This is a genomic window from Pseudomonas sp. GNP013 (genome assembly GCF_054343995.1).
This window is the reverse complement of record NZ_JBTGUT010000001.1, coordinates 576,764-597,383: the sequence shown is the minus strand read 5'-3', so window position 1 is coordinate 597,383 and position 20,620 is coordinate 576,764. Positions and strand designations below refer to the sequence as shown.

Genomic DNA, 20,620 nt, shown 5'->3' with positions numbered 1-20,620 from the left:
CTCCAGTTGCAAATAGTGAATCTTAGGGTCGGGAAAACTCAGTCCAAGGGCGGCACAGGGAGCCCGCGCTTGGCATAGAAGGCATCGACGAAGGCGGCCAATGTACCCTGTTGAATAGCCTCGCGCAAACCAGCCATCAGGACTTGGTAGTGACGCAAATTGTGGATGGTATTCAACATGCTACCCAGCATTTCCCCGCACTTGTCCAGATGATGCAGATAAGCACGCGAGAAGTTCTGGCAGGTGTAGCAGTCACAGGTGGGATCGAGCGGCGATTCATCATGGCGATGGAACGCGTTACGGATCTTCAGCACGCCTGTATCGATGAACAGATGCCCATTGCGGGCATTACGGGTTGGCATCACGCAATCGAACATGTCCACACCGCGGCGCACACCCTCTACGAGATCTTCCGGTTTGCCAACGCCCATAAGGTAACGAGGTTTTTCAGCGGGCATCAGGCCCGGCAGATAATCCAGCACCTTGATCATCTCGTGCTTGGGCTCGCCCACCGACAAGCCGCCAATGGCCAGGCCGTCGAAGCCAATGGTGTCGAGGCCTTCGAGCGAGCGCTTGCGCAGGCTTTCGTGCATGCCGCCCTGGACGATGCCGAACAGCGCGGCGGTGTTGTCGCCATGGGCGTTTTTCGAACGCTGGGCCCAACGCAGCGACAGCTCCATGGAAATCCGCGCCACGTCCTCATCGGCCGGGTACGGCGTGCACTCGTCGAAAATCATCACAATGTCCGAGCCCAGGTCGCGTTGCACCTGCATCGACTCTTCCGGCCCCATGAACACCTTGGCGCCGTCGACCGGCGAGGCGAAGGTCACGCCCTCCTCCTTGATCTTGCGCATGGCGCCCAGGCTGAACACCTGGAAACCACCGGAATCGGTGAGGATCGGGCCCTGCCACTTCATGAAATCATGCAGGTCGCCATGCTTCTTGATCACTTCGGTGCCCGGGCGCAGCCACAGGTGGAAGGTATTGCCGAGGATGATCTCGGCGCCGGTGGCGACGATGTCGCGCGGCAGCATGCCCTTGACGGTGCCGTAGGTGCCGACCGGCATGAACGCCGGGGTCTCGACAGTGCCGCGCGGGAAGGTCAGGCGACCACGACGGGCCTTGCCGTCGGTGGCCAGCAGTTCAAACGACATACGACTCATAGTTGTTCCTCTGGGCCGCTTGGCGCCGGATTGCGGGTGATAAACATCGCATCACCGTAACTGAAAAAACGGTACTCGTTGGCGATGGCGGCCTGGTAGGCGGCCATGGTTTCGCGGTAACCGGCAAAGGCCGACACCAGCATCAACAGCGTGGATTCGGGCAAATGGAAGTTGGTGACCAAGCAATCGACCACATGGAACGGGCGGCCCGGGTAGATGAAGATATCGGTGTCACCGCTGAACGGCTTGAGCACGCCTTCACGCGCGGCACTTTCCAGGGAGCGCACGCTGGTGGTGCCCACGGCAACCACCCGCCCGCCGCGCGCCTTGCACGCCGTCACGGCATCCACCACGTCCTGGCTGACTTCCAGCCATTCGCTGTGCATATGATGATCTTCAATATTATCCACACGCACCGGCTGAAACGTGCCGGCCCCCACGTGCAGGGTCACATAGGCGCTGTCGACGCCCTTGGCGGCAATCGCATCCAGCAGCGGCTGATCGAAATGCAGCCCGGCGGTAGGTGCGGCCACGGCGCCCAGGCGCTGCGAGTAAACCGTCTGATAGCGCTCGCGGTCGGCGTCTTCGTCGGGACGGTCTATATAAGGAGGCAACGGCATATGGCCGACGCGCTCCAGCAGCGGCAACACCTCTTCGGCAAACTTGAGCTCGAACAACGCGTCATGGCGCGCCACCATCTCGGCTTCGCCACCGCCGTCGATCAGGATGCTCGAGCCCGGTTTCGGCGACTTGCTGGAACGCACATGGGCCAGCACGCGATGGCTGTCCAGCACCCGTTCCACCAGAATTTCCAGCTTGCCGCCGGACGCTTTCTGGCCAAAAAGCCGCGCCGGAATCACCCGGGTATTGTTGAACACCATCAAATCGCCCGGGCGCAAATGCTCAAGCAAATCAGTGAATTGACGGTGTGCGAGGGCACCGCTCACCCCGTCCAGGGTCAGCAGTCGACTGGCGCGACGCTCGGCCAATGGGTGGCGAGCGATCAGCGAATCAGGGAGCTCAAAAGTAAAGTCAGCAACGCGCATGATGGGGTTCGTCTAGCAGGGCCGGGAAGTCTAGCGGAATTAGTCAAAATTGACCATGAAACGTGATTGACCAACGGTAATCTCGTCTCTATACTTCGCCGCCATTGAGCCCTGATGGCGGAATTGGTAGACGCGGCGGATTCAAAATCCGTTTTCGAAAGGAGTGGGAGTTCGAGTCTCCCTCGGGGCACCATCTTAAAAAAAGACCTTGAAATTCAAGGTCTTTTTTTTCGTCTGCAGGAAAGTGAATGATCAACGGAGTGCTCGCTCACCGCCATCAACCTGAAACGCGGCCCAATGTGGGAGCTGGCTTGCCTGCGAAAACGCCAGCCCAAACACCCTCAAACCACCTGTCTACACAACGCCCGCATTACCCTCCTCTACCACCCCATTCGGCAACATCCCATTCGCCAAATCATCCACCACCGCCTTCGCCATCTCCGCCAAATAATGCGCCGCCCAGGCATAGCGATCTGCGCTCGCGTCCATGGCAGCATCGAGCGCCAGCATTTTAGAACAGTGGAGAAGTTCGGAGGCGTGTTCCAGAGCATCGCGGATGGGTACGCCGGAATTGACGCGGAATAAGCGGTGAGAGTTGGGGTGTTTGCCGCAGGCGGAGAAGGTGATGACGCCGAGGGTTTTGTTGAGGGGTGGGTTGATCATTGGGCACCTCCCAGGTAGATGGAGAGGGTGCGAGGATACGACCGTTCAAAAACGCTCATGGATTCAGCTCCTAATGTCGAGAAGCTGCCACATTCGTTATCAGGCGAAAGGGTGGCAACTGTGCGCAGGCTGATAAACCGGGACAATAGGAACCCGGCAGGCCCGAAGGCCTCCCGCGCACAGCCGCCATAACACGGATGTGCGGACGCAAAAAAAGCGTCGGCATGGTGCTGGAGACGCTTGAGCGCCTATTGTTCCACGGGTTATCAGGCCCGGTCACTGAATTTGCAGCGACGAGAAGAAAGTTAGCGCAGAAGGCAGCGAGGCTGAAGATGTTATCCATGACAGGAAGTTTCAGGTTGGTAGGCAAGATCAAACTTAAGCGATTCGTTACCACTTTATGATCGCTCCCCTTATAGCGAAGGTTCAGACCCTTTCGGTTTCCCGTCTATGGCGGCCTAGACCTCTGGCCACGTGGCCGATCTGGTGCGCAACGATGAGTTTTTAGGCAGTGCTGCTGAGGCGACTGAACCTTAAGAACAGAAGGCCAAGGCGCCCGTCAAACGCACTACGGATGGTGAGGCGCGCCCCGTGTGTTCGCTTCTCGAAACCATCGCCCGCACTCGCGACGATAAGGGCAAGCGCTCCATGAACCCCATATTCAAAGCCGCCGCATGATCCCGGATGCTGTGCTCCCGATTTCTTTCTGGAGCCCATTCGCCATGATGCGTCCCGACGCAAAAGTCGAAAAAGTGTATCTGTCCCCCAAGCCCGTCGACTTCCGAAAGTCCATCGACGGTTTAGCGGCCTTGGTCGAACTGGACATCAAGGTCGCGGTGTTCGCCCCCGTGCTTTTCGTCTTCCTCAACAAGCCACGCAACCGGGTGAAGATTTTGTACTGGGAGCGTAACGGCTTTTGCCTTTGGCTTAAGCGCCTGGAGTCCGAGCGTTTCAAAACATCGCCCGATGTGACGGACGAAGCGATTGTCCTGACCGTTCAGGAGCTAAACTGGCTGCTCGACGGTTTTGACCTCTGGCGTAACCGTCCCCATCAGGTTTTGACGCCGCGATTCGTGGCCTGATTCGGTATAATCCAGGGCATGATTCCGCTGCCCAAAGATCTTCCTGACGACCCTGCGCTGCTCAAACAATTGCTTGAGCAGATGTTGCTTGAGCGCGAAACGAGCAATGGCCGCATTGTTCATCTGGAAGAAGAAAATGCGCTGCTACGCCAGCGCTTGTTCGGACGTAAGTCCGAGCAAACAGCCGATCCAGCGACGCCACAGTTGGCCCTGTTCAACGAAGCCGAAAGCGTCGTCGAAGCTATCGATGAGAACGCTGAGGAAGAGGTTGTCGCCCCCGCCAAGCGCCGTGGCAAGCGTAAGCCACTGCCTGCCGATCTGCCGCGCATCGAAGTCATCCACGAACTGCCGGAACACGAACTGACCTGCGCCTGCGGTTGCCGCAAACACGCCATTGGCGAGGAAGTCAGCGAGCAGCTTGAAATCGTGCCGATGCAGATTCGCGTCATCAAACATGTCCGCAAAATCTACGGTTGCCGCGACTGCGAGAGCGCACCGGTCACTGCAGACAAGCCAGCGCAATTGATTGAAAAGAGCATGGCCAGCCCCAGTGTTCTGGCGATGCTGCTGACGACCAAATATGTAGACGGTTTGCCGCTTCATCGTTTTGAAAATGTGTTGGGGCGTCACGGTATTGATATCCCGCGCCAGACCTTGGCTCGCTGGGTCATCCAGTGCGGCGATCACTTCCAGCCGCTGCTGAATTTAATGCGCGACAACCTGCTGGCCAGTCGCGTGATCCACTGCGATGAAACACGGGTGCAGGTGTTGAAAGAGCCTGACCGCGAGGCGAGCAGCCAGTCCTGGATGTGGGTGCAAACCGGCGGCCCACCCGATAGGCCGGTAATCCTTTTTGACTACTCCACCAGCCGCGCGCAGGAGGTACCGACGCGCCTGCTCGAAGGCTATCGCGGTTATGTCATGACCGATGATTACGCCGGTTACAACGCACTGGGCGCCCAAGCCGGAGTTGAGCGTTTAGGCTGTTGGGCTCATGCGCGTCGCAAGTTTGTTGAAGCACAGAAAGTGCAACCCAAAGGTAAGACGGGACGCGCGGATATCGCGCTGAATCTGATCAACAAGCTTTACGGCATCGAGCGCGACTTGAAGGCCAGTAGCGATGCTGACCGTAAAAACGGCCGTCACGCACATAGCCTGCCGATACTGGCTCAGTTGAAAAGCTGGATCGAAAAGACGCAGCCACAGGTCACCGCTCAGAATGCGTTGGGCAAAGCCATCAGTTACCTCGCAAGTAACTGGAGCAAGTTAGAACGATACGTTGAGGAAGGGTATTTACCGATGGACAACAACGCGGCAGAACGCGCGATCCGCCCCTTCGTGATCGGAAGAAAGAACTGGCTGTTTAGCGACACGCCCAGGGGCGCAATGGCCAGTGCTCAACTGTACAGCCTGGTTGAGACTGCCAAAGCCAACGGCCAAGAGCCCTATGCGTGGCTGCGCCACGCACCGGAACGCCTGCCAACGGCGTCATCGGTTGAAGATTACGAAGCCTTGCTGCCGTGGAACTGCGAACCTCGACTTCACAGCTAAACGCTCTGCCCATCTTTAGCCAGGTGGGGTTTATGGAGCGCTTACATAAGTCTTGCATTAGATGAGGAATGGAATACAGCTACAGAGCAGTTGGTTGCTGTGGGAGCGCTTATACTTGCCGTCAGTTATCAGAAAGGTGGGATGGGGGATGCCCTATCCAGACTCGATGTACCACGGTTCGGTCCGTTTCATTCAAGCCTCGCTCATTCCGATCTGGCATCTGCCGCACGTGAAATTTCTTTAGAGGATCTACTCGCAGCCTAACCCAAAACAGCCCGCGCTCGCGGGCTGTTTATATATTCGATTGTAAGGTCGCGCTACAGGCACTTAATCTTCGGGAGCCTTCCATGGGTGGACAGCGATTGATGGAAGCTCCTGATGCTCCGTCAACGTTAAACTCACATCAATCCAGTCATAGAAAGCAGGCGCGGCGAATAGCCCAAGAGAGCCCTTTGGTGCGTTCGGTTGCATATCACCATTATTATGATGGGCCTTTGCGCGAGACAAAAGAGGACTAGCATCGGGAAACTTCCGCCACAGGTCACTAAGATTTGTCTCATCAAGCGTGTCTTTGGATCGCCCAACCGTCTTCCAGAATTCAGCCTCGTCTTGCGGACGTTTTTTGCTTTTTTCTTTTGATGCAAGAATGTTTTCGGGAAGAGAGATGGAAAGTGTTTTAAGTAAATTTGATTGCGTACGTTCCCAGTCAATAGACTCGACCAAAGGCAAATAAGCTACAAGCTGAAGTGGAGACGGCATCGTCTGAGCACGAGGTTTACCTTCGAGCATATTATGCGGATCCACGTCTGCAATCACCAATGCTTGATCATTTTTACTTAAAGCATCATCTCTATTGTTGTAATAAATTCCCTTAGACCATCCGTGATAAGGAGTTATCTTGGCAAGATAGCCCATTGTAGTTTCTTCAGACTTCCAACTTCCCTGCCCGATAAAACAGCTCCCCCCTACAAGCGTTTTACCATCTATACTATTGCAAAATACCGTTGTCGTACCCGCAGCCAAAAATCCGGACTGTCCAGCGAACCAATAGTCGGCAGAACGCGATGTGGCTGCAGGTACCGCGAGAATTGATCTTCGTGCCTCAGCCCCATTACCAGTGATAGAGAGCTTCTCGGACAATGCCTTAAGATCGCTAAAAACCTCATCAATTTCCGCTGGCCGGCCAAATCTACGCCACATTGCCTTAAGATCCTCCCCCATTTGAATGTAATTAGCCGGACTAGAGACCAAGAAAGCCTCAGAGCATATTAATTCCAAAAGATATTTTAGAGGGAGCTTTGCCTCTGTGAAAAGATGAGTAATAACATCGGCCGATGGTTCGAATCCGATAACACTTTCTAGTTTACTTGCGAGTTCCCCAGGATTGAACAAGGGCTTCAAAGGTAATGCAGAGGGTCGAAAAAACTCCTCTAATGCGATAGACCGATATTTTTTATTTCTCGAAAACTCCAGAACATGCCCACGCTGTAACGCATCATAATCTTTATCAGAACCCAGTTTTTTCTTCTGCAGGGAAGCAAGAAATACTTTCGACGCTGACTTAGGCAAGGGCCAGAGCAAAGTCAGTGGAGCAGACAAGTGATTTTCATCAGCCTTATCACATATATTCATGTACGTCCCGGCCAAAACCGAAACACCTTTATTTATGATATACGTTTTCAACCACTCAACTGTTTCACGCCTTACGGAGTATTCAGGAAGAACAAGCAAGTCCACCCCGAAATTTTGACATGTATCCACGACACGCTTCAGGATCGAGCGACGGCGGTGTTCTGACCAACTAGGCAGAAATTCCAATTTTGTCCACATATGTGCGGTATCGTGCCTTTCTGCCGCATTCAGCAATCGCCCATATTTCGAGTCAGCACTAACCTTTAGATTCAAGGAAATACCCTCATTGACCTTTGAACCAAAAGGCCAATGTGTCGGGCAAGCCTCGACGAAAGGGTGCTGATACGTCAAATCAAAGTCAGCCTGAAGCAATGCAATACGAACCAGCCCTCTGGGTTTGCAAGCTTCACCGCGCCGAGTCCACTGCTCTGCCTGCTGTTTTCTGAATGCATTAGCGTCTCGGCCCAAATCGTGCTCAACCACGGTTCCCGCTGGAATATCAGCATTGCTGGAAGGTGAATGTTGAAACTCTGATAAAGCATCTTCAACCAAACCACCGACTGCACCATCCTCATCACCATGAACACTACTAGTTGACATGGAAGCTCGTGGCAAGGAAAAAGCAGACGGCGAATTTATCTCGACAGACCCAATTATCGAATTTGCATGAAACTCATGACTCTCCTCACTTATCGCTGGTACCGAGCCACTTCCATTTTCTTCCTCTACCACTTCAACCTGGAGGGAAGTATCAAGACCTGGCTTAATAATAGCGATCGAAGCAAATGGTTCACCAAGCGCGGAGACAGATAAAAGCTTGCCACTCTCGCGATCAAAAATTTCTGACCAAACTCGCAAAAATCGCCCATCTTGAGTTATTTCTTCAATATGCTTAGAGGATCGAGGAAACTGGGAGATCATCCACGGAGTGACATCCCTGACTCCGTTTCTTGAGTCGGTGAAGCGCTTTACCTGAGGGTTATAACCATAAGACTTCTCAATTACTGTTATTGACTCAAAACCAAGCTCTTCATCTATCCTTCTAACCAACAACACAACAGACTCTAACAGCTCCAGACTGAGCAACTCCAAACAATGATCACTCAACATTTCAAATGGCCACTCGAGAAAGGAGTCGGTCTCATTATCATGATAATCAATTGAAGCTAGTGCCTTAGCAATTACCCCTAATTGCTCATATAGGGCGTCAGATAGCCGTTCTAAATTATCTTGAACCAATCGATGCCCTAGGTGTTGTACTAGCCTACGACATTGTTCAATCAATAAGACCCTGCTGTTTGATTGGATAGCATTGTCAGAGGCTGATTTTTCCTCCAAGGGATGAGGCGGAGCTGAAGGAATACCCCAAGCTTCTGGAAAATCAAAATTCTCATATCGTTCAAATGCCCCATGGCTTCGTAGAGAAGCGATCAGCCCTTCAAAAGCTACGTTAATACCTGTGCTGATAACACCTGCACGCAGTGCCTTCCATGATGGAATTTCAGAGACCGAGGATTCGGTTGAAACAGAAAACAGCCGTTTAGAAAAACACAGTAAACCAAAGAGATCACGCCTTACACCGGTACTCCCTTCATCACTTATTGCAAGCACCTGACTAACTGATAGAGGTAAGCGTCCTAAAACCTTATTTGTTAACAACACCAAAAATGACGCTGCATCACTGCATTTCCAACTCTCGCGGAATGCCAGGTACATGCCGGCCGACTCAGCTTCCGAGGCGAGGACATAAAGAATGGGGTCTAGCGAATCTTCTACTTGCTCTGGAAATGTTTCTAATAAGCGAAGAGAGCGATTGACAGTGGCAGGCAATAAACCATCATCACTTCTTCTTTTGCTTATTTGGGAGTCAGCATACGCCCCTCGAAGTTTACGAAGTTGCGCCCGGAGAACGTATCGAGCAGGGTTTGTTAGTGCTACAGCGTCGAGTGTAACATCCGATTCAGCATCGCCAAATTTGGAGACATCGTCATAAAGGCCCAAATAATCTGAAATCGCAACGCCGACCCTCCAAAGACTTGCTTCATAGATAGGCACTTCAGCCGTCCGCAAAGCTCTTCCACCATCACGTACGAAAGCTCTGTTACCGAGCTCATCTCGTGATACTCCCTCTGCGATTAGGTAATACAACTGCTTATTTAGATCAGTTGCAATGTAGGGCCACGCGGAAACCAGTTCTTTGCCCTCATTATTCTCAGAATAGGAAACGACCACTTGTGCAACTGATCTGAACAATTTCGCCGCAAGCTTCAAAGTCTCGGTGGACACGTTGATGTTTACTGGTAGGACCCGCTCACGCAGACTAATATAATCTTCCGCTGGCAAATCGCTTCGAAGCCGAATCAAAGAGCCTGCTAGCGGTACAGACATCCACTCTGTATTCAGTAACCGGACAACGCTACCATTATCTGCACCGATAAAGGCCGGAGTGGCATCCACAGCAGAAAAATCGAGAGCTTCGATTGCATTTACTAATAACGTTCCATCTTCGTTTGCAATATTTCCTAGACATGACAAAAGACGGTACGTTTTAATACCTGGGAGCGGTGGAAGTATTAGCCGATTCACGACATTAGTTAATGTGGTGTTCCATATGAGGTGATTACGTCGACTTAAGCACACTGGCAGCTGCTCTTTCGGAACAATGCTAACAATGGTTTGCAAGGCAATATTTATCGCCGCCGATTGACTTCCATCATTTAAAAACGTTGAGCGAATATCGTCTCCCGGTAGTAATGCAATAAACACATCGGCGGCGAAACCTGAAATTGTACCCTTCCGCACATGATCTTCAGTTGGGGCGACAAAAGGAGTTAGTGGATCTTCTGCGGACTGGTCTGCATCTGAAAGCAATGCTACTGCTTCATGCATCCACTCAAATGGTTGCCAGACTTGTACCAGCTTAGAACGTTCTACGTGTAGATGTGCTTCTGAGCTTTTATGCACTCCCAGAAGCCGCGCTGCTTTCCAGCGTACAAGATCCAAACGCACATCCAGTTGATGTTGAGGACCTGGTGTTGAATTAAACACATAAGCTTCGAATGCTGCGCTTAAAACTAGATCAGCAAGCCATGCAATACGACGTCGTCTTAGCGCGTTCTCTTCAGCGGAAAGCTCCGCAATATCGCGAGTCTGCTTGTCAATTAAATGCTCGAGGCCTTCGAGCGCAAACAACACGGGTGATTCCCACTCATTTTCCTCTGGTCGAAGGCTCCAAGCTGCGTCGTGCACGCAGTTATCCCAAGTTTCTAGATATTGTGACAAAACCTCAGCAGCCTCAATACTCCCGAGATGTTCTACAGCAATTGAGTACCAAATTAATCTCGCAGCCTTGGGAAGCTCTGATGCACGAAGGTCTGGTGCCTGAAACGCAGTTTTAACAGTTTGCAAGAGTGTTGTTTTAGATGCCTTGTATAGTTCTACGTTATGCAGTAACTGCAAAGCTGACTGACGATCAGTTGCTGGTGCCGCAGACCAAAAATCCCAACCTGACTCACCATCACCGACTAATGGCGGTTCCCATGCTGGCCCATAGGCAGCTAGAGCTCTTCCTTGATTAATATAAGAAGCAAAGTCCTCGGCGCTCATCGCCGGAATTTCGTCAGCCTTCGCAAGTAGCGTCAGCTCAAGCTTACGGGCACATCGATCAACAGCCTCCCTCAAGTTAGCCAAAGTCTCCGGATCATCTGCGAGTAGCACGATATCATCCACATATCGAGCATAACCAACACGCTTGGTATCAACATTCAGCGCGGACATGAAACGATAAGCTTCTTCATCGATTGGAAACAAAGCTACTGAACCAATCCAGGCAGATAATACGGGCCCCTGTGGAATCCCCATTAAAGGATTGGTCTCTTCACTCATTCCCGTATCAGGCCTTGCGTAATTTACACCAAATAGATGTTCGTCAAGCCGATCAAGAACAAAAGCTGCTTTGGCAGCAGCATTTGGGTTTTGCGCATCAAATTGGAGTAGCTCGGCGAACTGTGGAGTATTATCAGAGACCGATGATATTGCAGATTGAAGCGGTGCTAGCAATCGATCGCGAACGACATATCGCCGAAGACGATCATAATACCGTTTTACATCTAACCTTATTGAGTAAACATATCCAATATCTGTGGCCTGCTTGGTTAAGGAGGCCATAAAATCACGCCAGCACTCAGCGTACGGCCGATACATCCCTTGATCTGTTGCAGGCTGACGCCCTTCAAGTACATCCATGTCGATCTGATAGGCGAAACTGAGCGTCTGCGAAGTTATTGCCTCGCCATTTCCGTCACCTTTGATATCGAAGCCCGTAGTAACTGTTCTGCGACTCTCTCGATAGTAGCGTACCGCAGGTATTCTCCTGCTAAACGGGAAATCAGTAAAACCTTCATGATCCCAACGCTCAGTAAGAATCTCATTCAATAGATATTGTTGAACAATCAAGTCCTCAGGGAGAGGCATAATCTTCAACCTGAACTCTGAACCACCAAAAGAGCGAGGCACCCATACCGCGTTGTAGGGACCGATCGGCCCACTGGCTCGTATGCTTTTCAAGCGATCCGTCAACAATGTATTGAACGCTGTTGCGGCAATATCTAAGCGTTCCCACCGCGGTTCGTCACACGGAAGTTCACCTCGTCTCGACCCCATGTATGCAAGTATACGAGAGTGGTTAAGACGTGCGCCTGCATTGTTCAGAAAATCTTCAGAATACGACTTATGAATTTCTGAGGCGGACTCACTAATGAAGCTCAGCCACTCCGCGAAGGCAGGGATGTTGTTTGATGAGCCAGTCTCTGAAAGCGACCGCTGAAGATACTCTTTGGAATCAGACCCTATCGATTTTTCGATCTGACTAAACGCTTGAATGAAGGCCCTAAACCTACGAGTTCGCGGCGCCGCAACCCATACATTTTCATCTAAAATATCCTCAGCAGTAGCGCTAAAGGAATATGCAAGAATGGAAAGCTGGGGCGGATATGTTGCGCTTTGTAATAAATTTTTCGCCGACTCAACGGAGCAAAGTTCAAGATAGTCGTTTGGATCTTTTCTGCATTCACTACTTACGCCAATATCTTTAAGCTGGAGATCCGTCGGCCATAGGAAGGCACACTCAACTGGAGCATTCATGAGCTTCAAGCACGCATCTGCTGCGCCCCGCAAGCCGGCCTCATCCCTATCGAAACCAACAACAACTGTTAAACTCGTAGTCTTTGGCAGGGACTCACTTAAAGATTGAAGAAGCCTGACTTGAGGCTCGCTAATTGAGCTTCCCATGATTGCGACAGCAGGAAACCCGAGACTTTCAAACCGAAGCGCATCAAGAAATCCCTCACACAAATAAACGACTATGTTCTTATTACCTTTCTTCGCCTCACTTCTCACAAGCTTGAATGCGAAATCCGCTCGATATAGCACGGTTGACTTAGGAAACTCACGCGTGAATTGGTACTTCGGCACTGTTGATCCAGCAGCAACTCTCGAAGCCCGGCCCGCCAATCCTAGCAACTGACCTTTCTCATCATGAATTGGAAATATTACTCGGTCTGCTATGAAAAAGTCACTATACCTGTTTATTGACTCACTACCGGAATTCAACGGCAAGTGCATCTCTGCAGTTACTCCCGGAATCAACTTCCGGATGAGAAACGCATCTTCCAAGTCGCCAGTGTATTCGCGCCTGAGAGATCGGTTGGTTTCTGCCTCAAGCGCTCGGGATAGAAAATTGCGTGGTGCGTATACAAAACCGGCGCGTTTTATAACAGTAGCATCAAGTCGACGCTCATTGATCCAAGCATCTAGCGCAGCCTGATCTGTTCCCTTTTTGTATAAATTGTATCCAAACTGAAGCGCTGAAAGATCAACAGTAGGGGTAGTGCTACTTTTTTCAATTAATTTATTTCGCCCCCCACTACGGACAATAGACGTACTAGGGGAAAGCCATTCGACTGCATCTTTGAAACCAAGATTCAGCTTTTCCTTAACTAGATCAATAGCATCCCCATGCGCTCCGCAAGAAAAGCAATAGAAGTGCTGCCTACCGCTATCTCGTCTAGCGTCTATTAACAAAGAGGGGGTTTTATCATCATGAAAAGGGCATAGAGCTTTGAATTGATTCACAGCCGTTTTCTTAAGCGTCATGCCTAGACGATTGGCTATATCTTCAATAGAGACATTCTGAAGCAGTTTTTCGTAGTCAATCCTAGGCAATTTTTCTTCCCTTCTTAAAATTATCCGCAGCAAAGTATGTAATGAAGCTATCGAACTTTGACATACCTACACAGGAGAATCCTCCTGCTTCCAGCCTAGTGTTCTTTACGTCTTATCTCATCGTTCTTCACCGCATCGTTTTCGGCGTGTGTAGGAATAAATCGGAAGAAGATACCGCCTGCTCTCGGCGCCTCACCACAACGTAGCTTCCGAGCTTCTCATTTGCAATCAAACACACATTAGCAGCATGGCTCATCTTGAAATAACCTGAATCATCTCCCCGGTCGCTTCCACACTCGAAAAAAAGGGTATGAAGTCAAAGCCTGTGGTTCATCTAACCCTCAATCGACTCTAACGAGAATCAGCCTGGGCTTTGCTTGAGGTAATTCAGTGTTACACAGTTGAGCTTTGTTACACGGGTAGTGAGCACACTCACAAAGTCGTGTTACGCATATTTTTCTTAATAAATTCAAGCAGTTAATAAAATACGTTACACCAATTACACCTGTTACACCGTTTTCCTAGAGAACGCAGAACACCCCACTCCCCTTTCTATAGAGCACCTTCAGCGAACGACGCGTCTCCGTCGGCTCTAAAACGACATGGTATGTTCGAGCCCTAAAAAATAAGCTGGGGCCCCTGACTCGTGCATACGGACACGGGGTCGGAAACCCGCGCCTTCGTGTTAGTGGGAGGTTTTTTCACATTGGTTGACAGGTTGACGTGGTTGACACCGATCCTCGTGGTTGACGGTGCTCTGGTGTTCACAATCATCAACACGAAGGGACACCTTTACACATGCGGTAAAGGTGCCCCTTTTTCTTCAATACCCTTTCAATTTCAACATTGAAATTTCAGTAAGCTGGGTAAGGTGCCGCTACCACGATCCCGCGGGTTTCCGACCCCGTGCTGAAGGAAAAGCGCCAGGGTCCCCAGCGCGATTTGAGGGTATCGTTCGCAACGTGAGATTCGCCTAAAAGGGTCGCATCCTCGCGTTCAATAAACGTTCACCTCTTATTCGGACATGAAATGGACTGGGTAGCTGTCGTACAGCAGTTGAATCGAGACCTTTTCGCTATCGAGATGGCGAAAAGTGGCCTTGCGCATCAACAATATGCAATCAACTCTATTCCGCTGCTTGATCCGACCACCGGGGTCCCGGTGTCAAAAGACGAATTTAAGGATCTGGCGTCCGCACAATTCATCATTGAGCAGGTCGGACTAGAAGCCCTAATCGGCCTGGTCTCTAATGCCATCGAAACTTTTTCAATACGCCTTGCTCGCCACCTCAATGAAAAGTGGGAACCGTTTACGAAGCCACGTGAAGACATTCGGTTCGCAGATAGAGCTCGTCAATTTCGGGCGCTCAACAATGTGTTCAAGCACCAAGAAGGCTATGTGGAGAGCGCCAATTCTCGGTCAGCTCGTTTTCTCGTTGAAAATGGTTATTTCGAAGATGAGACGTACCTTAAGCATCTGCCCGCCGATACGCTAGTTCCATGCTTCGAGCATGCTTTATTCGAGACATTCGCGCATTTGTATGCGCTCTCTTTCAGGATTGCTGGTTGGCCAGACCCCTTTGGGGGCCTACAGGGTGAGGACCTGATACGAAAGATGAAGGAAATGGCTATCTACCAAATCGTTGAACCGACTTTGTTCGGAAGACGTCTAGGCTAAGTTCTACGTTTCTGGCACGATAGCTCCTGTCAAAATCAGTACCCAAAGCCAAGGGATTCATTCCTGTTGGACACAGCAAAGATCAATGTGTATCCCTGCTTGTATCCCCAACTGTATAATTTGCTTGCAAGCCACGTAATATATGGAACGCACGAGTCTCCCTCGGGCACCATCTTAAAAAAAGACCTTGAAATTCAAGGTCTTTTTTTTCGTCTGCAGGAAAGTGAATAGTGAGGCCTTAATCCCTTCCAGCTATCACTTTTTCTTCTTGGCAGGCTTTTCCGCCTTCTCTGCCTTCTTGGCTTTTTCCGGCTTGCTGTCAGCCTTCTTCGGTTCAGCATCCTTTTTCTTGTCTTTCTTTTCAGAAGACTTCGAAAGGGTCGACGCCGCTGCTGATTTTTTTGCCGGTGATGACGTCTTGTCTTTCAATTCCTTACTGGCTTTTGAAGACTCGCCTTTGCTTTTCTTCTCGTCTTTAGCCACGTTGACCACCTCTCGAAGGATGCCGGTATTGGCACGCTGCCTGGGGAATTATCCACAGGCTAATCATTAGGCGAACGCCGCCAAGAGCCGTTCCATTTTTTTGCTGCAACGAGGGGCGGAGCCCGACCGTCCCCTGCCGAGCGGTCGGTAAGTTTGTTTCAACACGGCTCAGACCAACTCGCGCGCTGGCTCTTGTGAGGCAAACAACGCATTGAGCGTGTTTAGAAACACATCATGACTCAAGATCCCCGTGGCAACAGTCGACAACACCACTTTGCCGCTCTCGTCCTTGATCACCACATTTTCAGTCCAGGCATTCAGGTCAACGCTGCGCAAGGACGCCATCGACACGTTCTCGCCCTTGTATTGCAAAAACGTACGGCTGACGACAATCGGCGAGGTGGTGATTTTCAGGAAGTTGCCGCTCACACGTTTGCCCCAGACCTGCCCTGAGTTGATGCAGTTGAAACTCACCGACCCGCCCGCCTCCAGCGTCGCGACCACCGCCGGCCTGCGCGCGAGTACGTGACGCTCACGCACCAGTTGCTGGAATTCGTAAAAGCCCTTGAGGCTTTCGATCACGCGGTGAAACGGCTCGGACGCGTTGCGGCGATAGGCCAGGTTGGTGATCAGGCCGGTCATCGCGGTTTGCCCGGAGCCGAACAGGTACAGGTCTTCGATGTCGGCGAACGCGGTGTAGTGGCGCTGACCGTTGACGATGCGCTCGATGCCCAGCTCGTACACGTTGTACACCGGCGCGCGCAGTTTTTTGTGCCAGGCGTAGACCGCAAACATGCCCAACGCGATAACCGCGAGCAAGGCGCTGGTGGCGTAGATCAGCGTCTGCGGGCTGCTGAAGCTGAATGACAGGCCACGGGAGGTCTCGCCAGCTATGGGTCCTTCGCTGCCTGCGGGCAGGAGGGTGCCCAGGTACAGCACAAACACGGCGAGGCCCAACAGCACGACGCCAACTATCAAACTGAAAATCAGAAAGCCCTTGCCGTGGCGGAAGCTGGCGATCAGTTCGCCGGTAGCCGAAGGTACCTGGGTGGGAGATGGCTGCATGGTCGTTGCGTCCTTGTCTGCAGGAGAACGCGCCGCTGTTCAGACAGCGCGAGTTAGCCCTGCACGCCAGCCCTTTGAGAACCGGATGCATGGCGAATTGGAGCATGGCTAATTAATATCGTTCCTTGGACTGCCCTTTGCGCGCGCGAGCCCCGCTGTACGGCGCCGGGGTCTTTTTTTTCAGGCACAGAACAGTGATCATCGCCCTCCTCCACATAACCCAGGACCCAAAACCATGGAATTGACGCTGGAAGTGGTCGCGCTCTTTGCACTTAAGCTTGCGCACGAGACGGACGGCGGTAGCCCGATTTTGCGGGATGATCTGGTGATGGATGGGTATGAGCGGGAGGTGTTTGGGCTGCTCGTACGCAAGGGCGATCTCGCTACGACTCAGCAAAAAATCAGCGAGTGCATCGCTTTGGCCCTTTCGGCGCTGGGCGGCGCCAACACGGTAATGGGCCGTGAACTGCAACGGCTGGCGACGGACGTGCGCCATGCGCCTACGTTTGAAGCACTCACGGCCCCGCTCGACGCACTCAAGCAGTACCTGAAAGCAATCCTGTGAGGTGGTCGCCTACCGCCGCCCCTCCACCACCATCCGCACGGCCAACCCCATCAATACCGACCCCATCACCCAGCGTTGCACCACCTGCCACCCGGGCCGGGTGACGAAGAACATCGCAATCGAACCGGCCATGCAGGCAATCAACGCGTTGACGCTCACGCTGATAAAAATCTGTGTGAAGCCCAGCACCAGGGACTGCGCAAGCACGCTGCCATGGCCGTTCGGGTCGATGAACTGGGGCAGCAGCGACACATACATCACCGCTACCTTGGGATTGAGCAGGTTGGTGACCAGGCCCATGCTGAACAACTTTCGCGGGCTGTCCTTGGGCAAGTCGCGCACTTGGAAAGGTGAACGCCCGCCCGGCCTGACCGCCTGCCACGCGAGGTAGGCCAGATAAAGCGCGCCGCCAAGGCGCAACGCGTCGTAGGCAAAGGGAACGGCCATCAGCAACGCCGTGATCCCCAACGCCGCGCACAGCATGTACACGACAAAACCCAACGCAACGCCGCCCAGGGAAATCAGCCCGGCCATGCGCCCCTGGCAGATCGAGCGGGAAATGAGGTAAATCATGTTCGGCCCGGGCGTCAGCACCATGCCGAGTGAGATCAGGCCGTAGGCAAGCAAGCTGGACATATCGGGCATTGTTTGGCTCCTGGATTTTTGTTCTGCCGGCGTGGAATCCTTCGCCAGGGTCGCCATGGTAGAGCGTACAAATCCCGCGCGTCAGATACAGATCCACAAGCAAAACGCCATACACCGGCACCCGTTTGAAACACCACCCACCCAGGACAGGCAGATGATCGACTTCAACAACAAAGGCTTCTTCAAGCTCAAGCAAAACAACGAATACGCCGAACGCGTATCAGCCCTGCTGCTGGACGGCGAAGAAGTGGTCGACGCCTACAAGGCCATGCGCGACGGCGTGGTCTTCACCACCCAGCGCATCATTGCGGTGAACGTGCAGGGGATCACCGGCAGCAAGAAGGACTTCACCTCGCTGCCGTACAAAAACATTGTGGCGTACTCCGTGGAAACCTCCGGCACCTTCGATCTGGACTCGGAGCTGGAAATCTACTTTTCGTCGCTGGGCAAAGTGAAATTCGAATTCACCGGCAAGACCTCCATCGTGGAAATCTCCCGGCTGATTTCCAGGCACTTGCTCGGCTGATCAGCAGGCAGTATCTGCACAGCGCTGATCGAACGCTTGAGCGCCGGCGGTTTCGTGGCGAGCGGGCTTGCCCTGCGTTGGTTTGCGCAGCAGCTCCAGTAAAGACGAATGCGGTGTATCAGATACTCCGTGGGGTCGGGTTTTGGGGCTGCTTCGCAACCCAACGCGGGGCAAGCCCGCTCGCCACAGAGGCATTCGGCGGTGATAGAAAAGGCACCGACGGGGCATCAGTCCACTTTTCCCACGCTCAGCAGCGAACAAAGACGACATTCGCCTCTTTGCCTACCTCGTAGGCTCACTCCCTCGCACAAGGAAGTGAGCCCTTCATGTCAGAACGCTTTTACCCGCCCACCGAAGAAGATTTACGCAAGCGACGGATCCTGACCCCGCAGCCATCGCGTGTGCCGTATTCGCCGTCTGTTGATTTTTTAGAGCCATCGCCTGCTCCAATACCCGAGCCAGCCAAACCTCCAGGCTGCGTTTTCATCAAGCCTTGCCAACTGCCTGACGGCGTCACTCATTACTTCAACCCGGCCGGGTATGTCCCGTTGGAGTTGATCAAGGAGTACGGCCATTTAAGCCTGCTGGGTGGACGTGAGGTGGACAGCCGGGGCGCAGTCGTCTTGCGCAAGATCAGCGGCAGCCCATTGCCCGCGGGCTTGGGGCAGTTGGCATTGCGTTCGGCGGTTTGGGAGTCGGCGGCCACAGCCGTTGGGTCCGTCGCCGCAGGCCTGCTGACGGGTTTGGTGGCGCTGGCTTGGCCTTCGGCGCTGGGCGATAGCGCGCTGTACAGCGAGGATCAGTTGCGTTCGATGCAACGGGCGCGTTCGCAGATGCGGTTGCATATCGAGCAACGTGAGGACGGCACGCTCAAAGGGTATGGGTTTTACACGGGCAATCATGCCGCGTGGCAGATGATTGATGTGGTGCAGTTTCAAAGTCGTGGCGATCAGTTTGTGGCGGATTTGGGCGAGGGCGTGGAGCTGATCTGGACGCCTGCGGTTGATCCCAGTGACATGTTAGGTATTCCGGCATTGGAAGCTGCGCCGCAGGCGCCGGTGATCTGGATTTATCCGCCAACGGAGAAGGCGGCACAGATTCTGGTGAACCCGATTTATCCACCTCAGTATCGGGATTTTATTCTGGTGTTCCCGGTGGAGTCGGGGGTTCGGCCGCTGTATGTGGTGGTAAATGAGCCTCGGAAGGGATTGAAAAATCCAGACTTTGGCTACTACCCGGCGCCAAAAACCGAGGACATTACTGGTTTCCCTAGTTTGATAGAACAGAAGAGAAAGACGCGAAAACGTAATGGAGGTGGCCTTCGGGAGCGTTGGAAGGACGCGAAAGGCAAGAAACTTTTCGAGTGGGATTCAGAACAAGGAGAGCTGGAAGTCTACCGATACAGTGATGTGAAACACCTAGGTTCATTTGACCCTTATACCGGTAAGCGGCGGGGTCCGGCTAAAGATGAAAGACGTATAGAAAAATAAGCGGAGCGTTCGCTATGGCAATGAAAATACGGCTGCAATGGTTCAACAAACAAACAGAAACCCTGGAGGCATCTGAATACTCGGCAGACTTTGAGGACAGCGACAGTATTCTGACCGAACTTGACTTACACGAGGAACCACAAATCTATGCTGGAGGATTTGATGTTCTCCCAAGTTGGCTAGTGATTCTTCAGCCACACTTTCGGCGGGTGATAGATCCAAATCTGTTCGATTTTCAGATTTCTTTTCACTACCAAGGCTCCTGGCCACCGCCCCCAAAGCAATCCAACAAGGCGTCTTGACGCAATGAAGCCCACACTGCAAAAGCCCCTGCTCTACCGCTCAGTCAACACCCGAACCCATGGCGTGCGCCACGGCAGTTGTCTCGCCTACCGGTATGAGCGGCATACCAAGAGCGAAAAAGACAAACCATCAAACCGCGGCTCAATGCACAGCCACCATCGACACGGTTTTGATTACACCCCGCTATTCCGTTTTCTCCTTTCCAAAGTCGGTCAGCCGTGGGATCAGGTTTTCAGCGAAGCCAACGCCCGTCTGGATCGTCCGGAGCCCATATTCTGGGTGGTTGCTTTACATGAAAGCGACAAGCAGGAGTACGTGAGAACAGATGAAAATAGCTACTACAGCGGCTTGTGGGTCGACGAAGCGGGCCTACTGCAAAAGGTTAATCCACTGCTGACGCCTGAGCACATGGAATCCTTCTCCGACTACTACACCCACTCCTTCAACGGTGTGGTATTTGCACAGCCGTTATCGAGAAAACGGTGAGCAATGCCCACCGTTCAATTG

Annotated in this window: 15 protein-coding genes and 1 tRNA gene; 9 read left to right on the top strand and 7 right to left on the bottom strand. The window is 52.5% G+C overall.

All coding sequences use genetic code 11. The features are described from left to right. Nucleotides 1-38: 38 nt before the first annotated feature. Nucleotides 39-1,154, bottom strand: coding sequence for a tRNA guanosine(34) transglycosylase Tgt (gene tgt, locus ACXX81_RS02725; RefSeq protein ID WP_209990501.1), 1,116 nt, complete (start codon nt 1,152-1,154; stop codon nt 39-41). Between the two features lie 5 nt (nt 1,155-1,159). Continuing rightward, complete coding sequence (gene queA, locus ACXX81_RS02720; RefSeq protein ID WP_458571176.1) at nt 1,160-2,209, bottom strand: tRNA preQ1(34) S-adenosylmethionine ribosyltransferase-isomerase QueA; 1,050 nt, start codon at nt 2,207-2,209, stop codon at nt 1,160-1,162. 108 nt (nt 2,210-2,317) lie between these two features. Between queA and ACXX81_RS02715 the strand changes: the two genes are divergently transcribed. Then, a tRNA-Leu gene (locus ACXX81_RS02715) sits at nt 2,318-2,402 on the top strand. 161 nt (nt 2,403-2,563) lie between these two features. On the opposite strand, the gene ACXX81_RS02710 is transcribed toward ACXX81_RS02715, so the two are convergent. Next, entirely contained in the window at nt 2,564-2,872 is a 309-nt protein-coding gene (locus ACXX81_RS02710; protein WP_458571175.1) for a DUF3077 domain-containing protein, read from the bottom strand. 722 nt (nt 2,873-3,594) lie between these two features. On the opposite strand from ACXX81_RS02710, the gene tnpB reads away from it, so the two are divergent. After that, nucleotides 3,595-3,954 (top strand): IS66 family insertion sequence element accessory protein TnpB, encoded by a 360-nt coding sequence (tnpB, locus tag ACXX81_RS02705; protein WP_458571174.1) that lies wholly within the window; start codon nt 3,595-3,597, stop codon nt 3,952-3,954. Between the two features lie 18 nt (nt 3,955-3,972). Beyond that, the gene (tnpC, locus tag ACXX81_RS02700) at nt 3,973-5,505 is read left to right on the top strand and encodes an IS66 family transposase (protein ID WP_458571173.1); all 1,533 of its coding nucleotides are present in this window, start codon (nt 3,973-3,975) and stop codon (nt 5,503-5,505) included. A 327-nt stretch (nt 5,506-5,832) separates the two neighbouring features. Here tnpC and ACXX81_RS02695 read toward each other — a convergent pair whose 3' ends face one another. After that, nucleotides 5,833-13,359: a CHC2 zinc finger domain-containing protein gene (locus ACXX81_RS02695; RefSeq protein ID WP_458571172.1), complete on the bottom strand. Its 7,527-nt coding sequence runs from the start codon at nt 13,357-13,359 to the stop codon at nt 5,833-5,835. A 1,029-nt stretch (nt 13,360-14,388) separates the two neighbouring features. Here ACXX81_RS02695 and ACXX81_RS02690 point away from each other — a divergent pair. Next, nucleotides 14,389-15,036, top strand: coding sequence for a hypothetical protein (locus tag ACXX81_RS02690; protein ID WP_458571171.1), 648 nt, complete (start codon nt 14,389-14,391; stop codon nt 15,034-15,036). 255 nt (nt 15,037-15,291) lie between these two features. Here ACXX81_RS02690 and ACXX81_RS02685 read toward each other — a convergent pair whose 3' ends face one another. Continuing rightward, the gene (locus ACXX81_RS02685; protein WP_458571170.1) at nt 15,292-15,528 is read right to left on the bottom strand and encodes a hypothetical protein; all 237 of its coding nucleotides are present in this window, start codon (nt 15,526-15,528) and stop codon (nt 15,292-15,294) included. 159 nt (nt 15,529-15,687) lie between these two features. Further along, nucleotides 15,688-16,584, bottom strand: a complete 897-nt coding sequence (locus ACXX81_RS02680) for a hypothetical protein (RefSeq protein ID WP_458571169.1) — start codon at nt 16,582-16,584, stop codon at nt 15,688-15,690. Between the two features lie 235 nt (nt 16,585-16,819). Between ACXX81_RS02680 and ACXX81_RS02675 the strand changes: the two genes are divergently transcribed. Beyond that, entirely contained in the window at nt 16,820-17,149 is a 330-nt protein-coding gene (locus tag ACXX81_RS02675; RefSeq protein ID WP_458571168.1) for a hypothetical protein, read from the top strand. 9 nt (nt 17,150-17,158) lie between these two features. Here the strand turns inward: ACXX81_RS02675 and ACXX81_RS02670 are convergent, their stop codons facing one another. After that, the gene (locus ACXX81_RS02670) at nt 17,159-17,794 is read right to left on the bottom strand and encodes a LysE family translocator (RefSeq protein WP_458571167.1); all 636 of its coding nucleotides are present in this window, start codon (nt 17,792-17,794) and stop codon (nt 17,159-17,161) included. A 154-nt stretch (nt 17,795-17,948) separates the two neighbouring features. Here ACXX81_RS02670 and ACXX81_RS02665 point away from each other — a divergent pair, with 154 nt between their 5' ends. The 4 genes from ACXX81_RS02665 (at nt 17,949) to ACXX81_RS02650 (ending at nt 20,599) form a co-directional block, all read left to right on the top strand. Continuing rightward, complete coding sequence (locus tag ACXX81_RS02665) at nt 17,949-18,320, top strand: PH domain-containing protein (RefSeq protein WP_057007296.1); 372 nt, start codon at nt 17,949-17,951, stop codon at nt 18,318-18,320. 326 nt (nt 18,321-18,646) lie between these two features. Further along, nucleotides 18,647-19,810, top strand: a complete 1,164-nt coding sequence (locus ACXX81_RS02660; protein ID WP_458571166.1) for an S-type pyocin domain-containing protein — start codon at nt 18,647-18,649, stop codon at nt 19,808-19,810. Between the two features lie 14 nt (nt 19,811-19,824). Continuing rightward, entirely contained in the window at nt 19,825-20,112 is a 288-nt protein-coding gene (locus ACXX81_RS02655; RefSeq protein WP_458571165.1) for a colicin E3-like toxin immunity protein, read from the top strand. Nucleotides 20,113-20,116: 4 nt separating this feature from the next. Beyond that, complete coding sequence (locus ACXX81_RS02650; RefSeq protein WP_245229022.1) at nt 20,117-20,599, top strand: hypothetical protein; 483 nt, start codon at nt 20,117-20,119, stop codon at nt 20,597-20,599. Nucleotides 20,600-20,620: the final 21 nt, after the last annotated feature.

What these genes read in the sequence shown, in the direction of transcription:
- tgt (WP_209990501.1), bottom strand. Translation starts at nt 1,154, where the DNA reads ATGTCGTTTGAACTGCTGGCCACCGACGGCAAGGCCCGTCGTGGTCGC.
- queA (WP_458571176.1), bottom strand. Translation starts at nt 2,209, where the DNA reads ATGCGCGTTGCTGACTTTACTTTTGAGCTCCCTGATTCGCTGATCGCT.
- ACXX81_RS02710 (WP_458571175.1), bottom strand. Translation starts at nt 2,872, where the DNA reads ATGATCAACCCACCCCTCAACAAAACCCTCGGCGTCATCACCTTCTCC.
- tnpB (WP_458571174.1), top strand. Translation starts at nt 3,595, where the DNA reads ATGATGCGTCCCGACGCAAAAGTCGAAAAAGTGTATCTGTCCCCCAAG.
- tnpC (WP_458571173.1), top strand. Translation starts at nt 3,973, where the DNA reads ATGATTCCGCTGCCCAAAGATCTTCCTGACGACCCTGCGCTGCTCAAA.
- ACXX81_RS02690 (WP_458571171.1), top strand. Translation starts at nt 14,389, where the DNA reads ATGGACTGGGTAGCTGTCGTACAGCAGTTGAATCGAGACCTTTTCGCT.
- ACXX81_RS02680 (WP_458571169.1), bottom strand. Translation starts at nt 16,584, where the DNA reads ATGCAGCCATCTCCCACCCAGGTACCTTCGGCTACCGGCGAACTGATC.
- ACXX81_RS02675 (WP_458571168.1), top strand. Translation starts at nt 16,820, where the DNA reads ATGGAATTGACGCTGGAAGTGGTCGCGCTCTTTGCACTTAAGCTTGCG.
- ACXX81_RS02670 (WP_458571167.1), bottom strand. Translation starts at nt 17,794, where the DNA reads ATGCCCGATATGTCCAGCTTGCTTGCCTACGGCCTGATCTCACTCGGC.
- ACXX81_RS02665 (WP_057007296.1), top strand. Translation starts at nt 17,949, where the DNA reads ATGATCGACTTCAACAACAAAGGCTTCTTCAAGCTCAAGCAAAACAAC.
- ACXX81_RS02660 (WP_458571166.1), top strand. Translation starts at nt 18,647, where the DNA reads ATGTCAGAACGCTTTTACCCGCCCACCGAAGAAGATTTACGCAAGCGA.
- ACXX81_RS02655 (WP_458571165.1), top strand. Translation starts at nt 19,825, where the DNA reads ATGGCAATGAAAATACGGCTGCAATGGTTCAACAAACAAACAGAAACC.
- ACXX81_RS02650 (WP_245229022.1), top strand. Translation starts at nt 20,117, where the DNA reads ATGAAGCCCACACTGCAAAAGCCCCTGCTCTACCGCTCAGTCAACACC.